At 50.0% G+C, this 2,941-nt stretch carries 4 protein-coding genes and 2 pseudogenes; 2 read left to right on the top strand and 4 right to left on the bottom strand.

Features of this window, described 5'->3' with window-relative positions; all coding sequences use genetic code 11:
- On the top strand, positions 1 to 269 hold a 269-nt coding region (locus BBW68_RS03560), incomplete at its 5' end, for an ATP-binding protein (RefSeq protein ID WP_186821257.1).
- A 61-nt stretch (positions 270 to 330) separates the two neighbouring features.
- Here the strand turns inward: BBW68_RS03560 and BBW68_RS15630 are convergent.
- The 4 genes and pseudogenes from BBW68_RS15630 to BBW68_RS03545 form a co-directional block, all read right to left on the bottom strand.
- Positions 331 to 699 (bottom strand): annotated as a pseudogene (locus BBW68_RS15630) (hypothetical protein); the annotation flags it as partial.
- 273 nt (positions 700 to 972) lie between these two features.
- Positions 973 to 1,138 (bottom strand): annotated as a pseudogene (locus tag BBW68_RS17550) (C4-dicarboxylate transporter DctA); the annotation flags it as partial.
- 373 nt (positions 1,139 to 1,511) lie between these two features.
- Complete coding sequence (ssb, locus tag BBW68_RS03550) at positions 1,512 to 1,925, bottom strand: single-stranded DNA-binding protein (RefSeq protein WP_070134023.1); 414 nt, start codon at positions 1,923 to 1,925, stop codon at positions 1,512 to 1,514.
- 180 nt (positions 1,926 to 2,105) lie between these two features.
- Positions 2,106 to 2,432, bottom strand: a complete 327-nt coding sequence (locus tag BBW68_RS03545; RefSeq protein ID WP_276325372.1) for an ATP-binding protein — start codon at positions 2,430 to 2,432, stop codon at positions 2,106 to 2,108.
- Between the two features lie 149 nt (positions 2,433 to 2,581).
- On the opposite strand from BBW68_RS03545, the gene BBW68_RS03540 reads away from it, so the two are divergent.
- On the top strand, positions 2,582 to 2,941 hold a 360-nt coding region (locus BBW68_RS03540; protein WP_186821231.1), incomplete at its 3' end, for a transposase.

Below are 2,941 nucleotides of genomic sequence, written 5' to 3'. Positions count from 1 at the left end.
ATCTGCCGTTCGGTAAAATGGAGACGAACCTGTTCTTTCAGGTCGTTGCTAAACGCTATGAGTCAGGCAGCGTGATCCTGACCAGCAACCTGCCGTTTACGCAGTGGTCCGGAACGTTTGGTGATGACGAAACGCTGACGGCAGCGATGCTGGATCGGCTGCTTCACCATGCGCATATCGCCCAAATCAGCGGCCAAAGCTACCGACTGAAGGATAAGCTGAAAAGCGGTCAAATCCAGAAGAAAACGAAAGCAACAACGTTCGAGTAATTCAAAGGGGGTGGGTCAGTTTTACTTTGGCAGGGGGGGTCAGAATTCGATCGGTATTGACATCGTGGGCCAGTATGGAGGAGCCTTTCAGGCGGTAGCGCCACCAAGCGTCCTGCGGATTTCCCGGGCAGGTGGCGATCGGATCATCCGCATTATTGGCGGTATTAACCACTTCTTCATTAATAGTCATTTTGCCTGCCGTCGCCGCCAGCTAGGTCAGTGCTTCTTTCACTAACTCCGGGCGGTTGTTCGGCAGGCTTAGGTTGTAGAGCGTGTAGTCGTATGAGGTGATGGCTGGCGGAATCGGGTGCTGCGGGTGCATACTCTGCTGCCAAGCAGGATCGGGTTAAAGAGGATCGGCCTGCACAGTCAGACTGGCCGCAGCCAGCAATATTCCACCAACTAATAAACGAATTCTGGTGCCCTGCATGTGAACCCATACTCAATCACAAACCAAAAAATTATCACTGGCGATCTACTGCTCGCCGTTATCGCGCTAACGCACGTTCAGGAAGCAACTGTTCTTAATATTAAATGGTGAATGCAGCAGTTTGTTAGACCACACATCGGCGGGGATGTCACACCGCAGAATGAAAAATCATAAAAATAGCTTGGGGGTTATTATGCAAATGCCCGTCGTGAGGGCAAGTCACGACGGGCATTTGGGGCAATATTTAATGAATTAAGCACTTATGCCGTGATATCAGGTCGTTTTTCCAGCTTTTTCCGTGTTCAGCGTCTCTTTCATCTGCATCTCATCCAGCTGGTCGACCCATTTCGCCACAAACACCGTCGCCGATCAGGTTCGTCAACGCACGCGCTTCGGACATAAAGCGGTCAATGCCAAGGATCAGCGCCAGCCCGGCCACCGACCCTGTACATGATTCTGTGTAAATGTCTTTTTAGAGGTGGTCGTTCAGGCGGCCACCTCTAAAAAGACATTTACACAGAATCATGTACAGGGTCTCAGTTATCATAATCCCCGTTGTCATCAGCATACCCACAGTGATTACATTGCGTTCTGACATAACTATATCAGGCTTCCACCCTCAACTTACTTGTAATCTTCACGGCTGGCCTCTTTAACCGCATTATTGAGGACAGGATACCATATATTGATACGGTCCCAGCATTTCCCCCGGCGCTATACAACCTCCATAATACACCTGTCCATCCAGATACCACGCTTCACTATCTTTATTCATGGGTGTTATCCTTTTACTGATATTCATTTAAACTTATTCAGAATAGAATATCACCTTCCAGCACATCCGCATCCTGTGATGGGGCAGGAGTTGGGCTTTGTTCTGCCCTGTTACCCAGTAATTGAAATTCCCCGTAAGTGTTAACAATAACCTCCGTGATAAACCGTTCGATCTGTTTATCATCTACCCATTTTCGGGTTTTAAGTTTGCCCTCGACATAAATCTGAGTGCCTTTTTTGACATGCTTTTCGGCAATTTCGGCGACTTTATCAAATAAAACCACCCGATGCCATTCCGTATCTTCTTTCATTTCTCCGGTGGATTTATCGCGCCATGTTTCAGACGTTGCCAGCGATAAAACAGCAACCGCGCCACCTTCAGGGCGATACCGGACTTCGGGATCTTTTCCGACACGTCCGACCAAAGTGACTTTGTTGATACCTTTTTTCATGGAATTACCCTCTTGTGTATTTTGGTGAAGATGAACGGCTATTCCGGGGGAACGTGAACGCGTTATTTCCTAACGCGCCCTAACTTCCTCTTATTACACCGACCATTCACTTTCAGTCAACCTGTGCCAGTCATTTTCTCATTGACTCACCTTTCATTTTTAGCCAGTGAGAGTTATGCATCAGGCGACAAGGATCGTGTTTGCCAGTCTTTTATCACCAATGCAACCATACCATTCATCCGTTGGCAACTGGCTTATCATCACCGTGGTGTTCTTCTCGTACCTATCGTCCATCAGCTCCAGCAGATCGTTACGCTGCGCCGGTAGTAACGGCTCAAGCCCCCAGTCATTCAAGATTAGCAACTGCATTTCTGACAGCTGAGCAAGCTGTTTCCGGTAACTACCATCTGCGCGGCTGTGTGTCAGCTCAACCAGCAACCGACTCAGGCACCAGTACTGCACGCTATAACCCTGCTGGCAGGCGTTGTTGCCCAGAGCACAACCCACATAGGTTTTACCGCAGCCGCAGGGACAGGTTATCAGCAGGTTTGGTAGAGTCTTAGGACGTGGTGTAAATTTGGAAGGATGGTGAGAGCCATCGGCTTATCCGGTAAGGTAATGGTTAATCAGACAATTATCTCAGAAGGAGTCAACCGATGGCCGACAACAGCATGACATTCAGCAACACCCTGATGCAACTCGGCGGCGAGGACTTTCTGCGTGAACTCACCGAATTTATGCTCAACCGCATCATGGAGGCCGATGTCACTCAGCGCATCAACGCAGAGCCTCATGAGCGCAGTGACGAGCGGGAGACCTACCGTAACGGCTACCGTGACCGTCAGTACCACACCCGCCTCGGTACCCTGGACCTGCGTATACCGAAGCTGCGTGAAGGCTCGTACTTCCCGTCCTTCCTTGAGGCCCGCAGGCTGTCGGAGAAAGCACTGAACGCGGTCATCCAGGAAGCGTGGATAAACGGCGTCTCCACCCGTAAGGTTGACGCGCTGGTGCAG

Origin of the sequence: Candidatus Erwinia dacicola (genome assembly GCF_001756855.1) — a bacterium.
Classification (GTDB): Bacteria; Pseudomonadota; Gammaproteobacteria; order Enterobacterales; family Enterobacteriaceae; genus Erwinia; species Erwinia dacicola.
This window is presented reverse-complemented; position numbering and strand designations above follow the sequence as displayed.